Origin of the sequence: Calidithermus terrae (assembly GCF_003574345.1) — a bacterium.
Classification (GTDB): domain Bacteria; phylum Deinococcota; class Deinococci; order Deinococcales; family Thermaceae; genus Calidithermus; species Calidithermus chliarophilus.
In genome coordinates this window covers 1-4,213 of sequence record NZ_QXDL01000285.1, presented here as the reverse complement: position 1 = coordinate 4,213, position 4,213 = coordinate 1, and the positions used below count along the sequence as shown (strand labels likewise).

At 69.8% G+C, this 4,213-nt stretch carries 5 protein-coding genes; 2 read left to right on the top strand and 3 right to left on the bottom strand.

What is annotated here, in order from left to right:
- The first annotated feature begins 36 nt into the window (after positions 1-36).
- Positions 37-771: an RNA methyltransferase gene (locus Mterra_RS19385; RefSeq protein WP_275054868.1), complete on the top strand. Its 735-nt coding sequence runs from the start codon at positions 37-39 to the stop codon at positions 769-771.
- A 256-nt stretch (positions 772-1,027) separates the two neighbouring features.
- Here the strand turns inward: Mterra_RS19385 and Mterra_RS19380 are convergent, their stop codons facing one another.
- Complete coding sequence (locus tag Mterra_RS19380) at positions 1,028-2,386, bottom strand: acetyl-CoA hydrolase/transferase family protein (protein WP_170159750.1); 1,359 nt, start codon at positions 2,384-2,386, stop codon at positions 1,028-1,030.
- A gap of 152 nt (positions 2,387-2,538) precedes the next feature.
- On the opposite strand from Mterra_RS19380, the gene Mterra_RS19375 reads away from it, so the two are divergent.
- Positions 2,539-2,736, top strand: coding sequence for a hypothetical protein (locus tag Mterra_RS19375; RefSeq protein ID WP_027894063.1), 198 nt, complete (start codon positions 2,539-2,541; stop codon positions 2,734-2,736).
- A 70-nt stretch (positions 2,737-2,806) separates the two neighbouring features.
- Here Mterra_RS19375 and lgt read toward each other — a convergent pair whose 3' ends face one another.
- Positions 2,807-3,727: a prolipoprotein diacylglyceryl transferase gene (gene lgt / locus Mterra_RS19370; RefSeq protein ID WP_119316618.1), complete on the bottom strand. Its 921-nt coding sequence runs from the start codon at positions 3,725-3,727 to the stop codon at positions 2,807-2,809.
- 80 nt (positions 3,728-3,807) lie between these two features.
- Positions 3,808-4,059, bottom strand: coding sequence for a glutaredoxin family protein (locus Mterra_RS19365; RefSeq protein ID WP_119316617.1), 252 nt, complete (start codon positions 4,057-4,059; stop codon positions 3,808-3,810).
- Positions 4,060-4,213 lie beyond the last annotated feature (154 nt).

The following is a 4,213-nucleotide window of genomic DNA, read 5'->3' as shown; positions in this document are numbered from 1 at the left end:
CCGCCCAAGTCCGACCCCAACCCCTTCACCCACAACGTGCGCGTGGTGCTGGTAGGCACCCAGGAGCCCATGAACGTGGGCGCGGTGGCCCGCGCCATGCGCAACTTCGGCATGAGCGAGCTCTGGCTCGTGGCCCCCGAGCCCCGCGTGGTGGCCGACCTCGAGGCCCGCCCCCACTCCGACGCCTACCGCCTGGCCGTCCACGCCGACCCCATCCTCGACAACCTCCGCCGCGCCGACACGGTGCTCGAGGCCGTGGGCGAGTGCGAGTTGGTGCTGGCGACCACGGCCCGCTCGCGCGACATCCACGTGGGCCGCCTGGCCGAGCCCCGCGGCGCCGCGCGGGCCGTGGCGCAGGTGGCCCAGCAGGGAAAGGTGGCCCTGCTCTTCGGGCGCGAGATGTACGGCCTGACCAACGAGGAGATGGACCAGGCGGGCCTCATCGTGCGCATCCCCACCGCCCCCGAGCAGCCCAGCCTGAACCTGGCCCAGGCCGTGCTGCTGCTGGCCTACGAGATCTTCGTCGCCATCACCGACCCCCCCGCCCCCAAGCCCGAGCGCCTGGCCGAGCGGGAGGCGCTGGAACACCTCTTCGAGGACCTCGAGAGCTACATCCTGCAGATCGGCTTCACCGACGCCAAGCGCTTCGCCTACGCCCGCCGCCGCCTGCGCCGCATCCTGCACAAGGCCGAGCTGAGCCCCGGCGAGGTCCAGATGCTCCGGGGGCTGCTGCACCAGAGCCGGTGGTACGCGAAGAACGGGCCGCGTTGAATGCTGGATGCCGGTAGCCGGTAGCTGATGGCCGGGCGCGGGTCGTGCGGCGTACGTCCTACGTCGTACGTCGTACGCAAAAAGCCAAACGCAAAACGCAAGACGCCTTGTCACCCCCCTTATCAAGGGGGGCTGGGGGGATACTCGCTCCCCGCACACGGGGAGGGACAGGGAGGGTTCACTACAAGCTGAGGGCTGAGGGCTGACAGCTTACCGCCGTCTACCACGGACCTCCCTAAACCCCTTTCCCGCCCTCCTACAACGCCACTCCCGTGTACCCCCTCGGCAACAGGCGGCGTTCCCAGGCGGCTTGGGTGAGCTGTTCGCGGAAGTTGGGGTGGGCGATGTTGATGAGGGCTTGGGCGCGTTCGCGCAGGCTGCGGCCGAAGAGTTCGGCCACGCCGTACTCGGTGACGACGTAGTGGACGTCGGCGCGGGTGGTGACGACGCCGGCGGCGGTTTTGAGCACCGGGGCGATGCGGGAGAAGGCGCCGTTCTTGCCGGTCGAGGGCAGGGCGATGATGGGCTTGCCGCCCTCGCTGGCGGCCGCGCCGCGGATGAAGTCGAGCTGGCCGCCGAAGCCGGAGTAGATGGTGCTGCCGATGGAGTCGGCGCAGACCTGGCCGGTGACGTCAACCTCGAGCGCGGAGTTGATGGCGATCATGCGGTCGTTGCGGGCGACGGTGAAGGGGTCGTTGACGAAGTCGGCGGGGCGCATCTCGAAGAGGGGGTTGTTGTGCACGAAGCGGTACAGCCGCTCGCTGCCCAGCACGAAGGTGCCCACCACCTTGCCCGGCAACAGGGTCTTGCGGCTGCCGGTGACGATGCCGCGCTCGAGCGCCTCCATCACCCCGTCGGAGACCATCTCGGTGTGGATGCCCAGGTCCCGGCGGCCCTCGAGGTTGGCCAGCACCGCGTCGGGGATGGCCCCGATGCCCATCTGCAGCGTGCAGCCGTCGTCGATGAGGTCGGCGACGTGCCTGCCGATGCGGGCTTCCACCTCGCCGAAGCCGCCGCGCCCGAGCTCGGGCAGCGGCAGGTCCACCTCGACGAAGGCCGCGAACTTCGAGACGTGCACGAAGGTGTCGCCCAGGGTGCGGGGCATGCGGGGGTTGACGAGCGCGATCACCTGGCGGGCGTTCTCCACGGCGGCCTTGGCCGCGATGACCTCGACCCCCAGGCTCACGAAGCCGAACTCGTCGGGCGGGGAGACCTGCACCAGCGCGGCGTCGAGGGGCAGCAGGCCGCGCTTGAACAGCCAGGGGATCTGGTGCAGCGAGATCGGCACGTAGTCGGCGCGGCCGCTGTTGACCGCCTCGCGGTCGGCGGGCCCGACGAACATCGAGCGGCGGCGGAAGTGGCCCTCCATCTCGGGCGCGAGGAAGGGGTCGGGGCCGAGCTGGAGCACGTGGACGAGCTCGACGCCGTGCAGCTCGTCCTTGCGGGCGGCCAGGGCCTCGAGCAAGGGCGTGGGGGTGGCGGCGTTGCCGGAGACGTAGACCCGCCAGCCGCTTCGCACCAGGGCGGCGGCGGTCTCGAGGTCGCACAGGCGCGCCTGGTAGAGCTTGTCCACGTCGCTGCGGCGCAGGGCTTTTCCGGTCCGGGTGGTTTCCATGGCCCCATGCTAGGGCCGGGGGGCGGCAGCAAATGTCCCGCAGGGGCGGGCTCGAGGCCGGGCGAGCACCCCGCAGCAGCCCGGTGTGACGTAACCCCGTTGTAACGGCGATATAACGCCGGCCTTGCTAGATTCGTTCGCAGGAGGGAGCAATGGGTTCGAAAGCCATCGCCCTTGAACTGCGCCTGTGGCACGGGCCGGCCGGAGAGGTCCGGGCTTCGGTGCGCCCCGTGGAGGGCAAGGGCGAAGTGATCTACTTCAAGGACCTCGAGAGCCTGTGCGCCTACCTCAAGCAGGCGGAGGAGCGCAACTTCTGGCTCAAGCCTGCCGAGCCCCCGGGGCTGCGTTGAGGCGCTGCTCAGAATGGCGAGAGCGGGTGGCGCGAACACGCCACCCGCTCCTCGTCGCCGTCCGGCGGGCTTAGCCCTTCTTGCGCGGCTTGGCCTCGGCCTTGTCCGCCTTCGGGGGGGTGTTCACGGGCACCGCCACGGCCTCGCGGGTGCCGCGGGGCAGGCGGTAGAGCATGACGATCGCCAGGATGATCAGGGGGATCGAGAAGATCTGGGTGGCGGTGAAGAGCCCGACGCCGATCTGGTTGTTCTCGTAGACCCTCACCCACAGCGGGTTGAGCCGGAAGGTCTCCTCGAAGACCGAGCGCAGCACGCTGTACCACAGCACGAACTGCCAGAAGGCGTAGCCCCAGGGCTTCTTCATCGCCAGCCAGCGCACCACCAGCACGGTGAGGACGACGCCGATGACCGCCCCGTAGATCTGGGTCAGGTGCACCGGCCCGCGCACCACCTCGCCCAGGCACAGCCCGTAGGCCAGCGTGACCACGTCGCCCGCCTTGCACAGGCCGGGGAAGCCCGAGGCCGACTCGGGCCAGGTGAAGCCGATGGGCAGGGTGGTCAGGCGGCCCACGGTGTCGGAGCCGTTCATGAAGTTGCCCAGCCGCCCGGCGATCACGCCCAGCGCCACGGCGGGGAGGGAGGCCTCGAGGTAGGGCATGAAGGGGGTGCCGTAGCGGCGCGAGTAGAGCCAGAAGGCCAGGATGCCCACGATCAGCGCGCCGTGGATCGAGAGCCCGCCCTGCCAGATGTACAACGCCGAGATGGGGTTGTCGGCGAAGTCGCTGGGGCTGGTGAGCACGTAGCCCAGCCGGGCGCCGATCACCCCCGCCACCACCGCCCAGAAGGCGGCCTGCTCGAAGCGGTCGGGGTCGTAGCCCCAGCCCCGCAGGTAGCGCTTGGCGATCTCGAACCCGGCGAAGATCGCCACCACCAGGAAGAAGCCGTACCAGCGGATCTGGATCGGCCCGATTTCGATCATGATTGGGTCCATACCTAAGCTCTCCTTCCGCAGTTTAGTAGACCTTTACACACTTGCCCGCACGGCCGCTCAGGCCGCCGTGCCGGACGTGGCTAGTCAGCCCCCGGCTGTCCGCCGTCAGCGGTTTGCTCGAGGAGCCGGACGAGCCGGGGCGCGTCGAAGCGGCCCTCCATCAACACCTCGCGACCTCGCAGCAGGACCGGGACGCGGAAGCTGTACTCCAGCCGCAATTCGGGGTCCTGGTCCACGTCGCGCCGTTCGAAGGGGAGGCGCAGGGCCCCCAGCATCTGCTCGGCCTCCTCGCACAGGTGGCACCCCTTACGGCTGACCAGGACGTAGCTCATCGTGATCCCCCGATGCCCTTATCGCTCGTCGCTCGTGCCCGGCTGCCTGCCGCTGCAGGGACGGCCCGGGCTCACGGACCAAGTCTACGCGAGGCCGGGCCGTCCCTGCAGCGGCAGGCAGCCGGGCACGAGCGACGAGCGATAAGGGCATCGG

Coding starts and splice junctions, on each gene's coding strand:
- lgt (WP_119316618.1), bottom strand. CDS start 3,727: ATGGACCCAATCATGATCGAAATCGGGCCGATCCAGATCCGCTGGTAC.
- Mterra_RS19365 (WP_119316617.1), bottom strand. CDS start 4,059: ATGAGCTACGTCCTGGTCAGCCGTAAGGGGTGCCACCTGTGCGAGGAG.
- Mterra_RS19375 (WP_027894063.1), top strand. CDS start 2,539: ATGGGTTCGAAAGCCATCGCCCTTGAACTGCGCCTGTGGCACGGGCCG.
- Mterra_RS19380 (WP_170159750.1), bottom strand. CDS start 2,386: ATGGAAACCACCCGGACCGGAAAAGCCCTGCGCCGCAGCGACGTGGAC.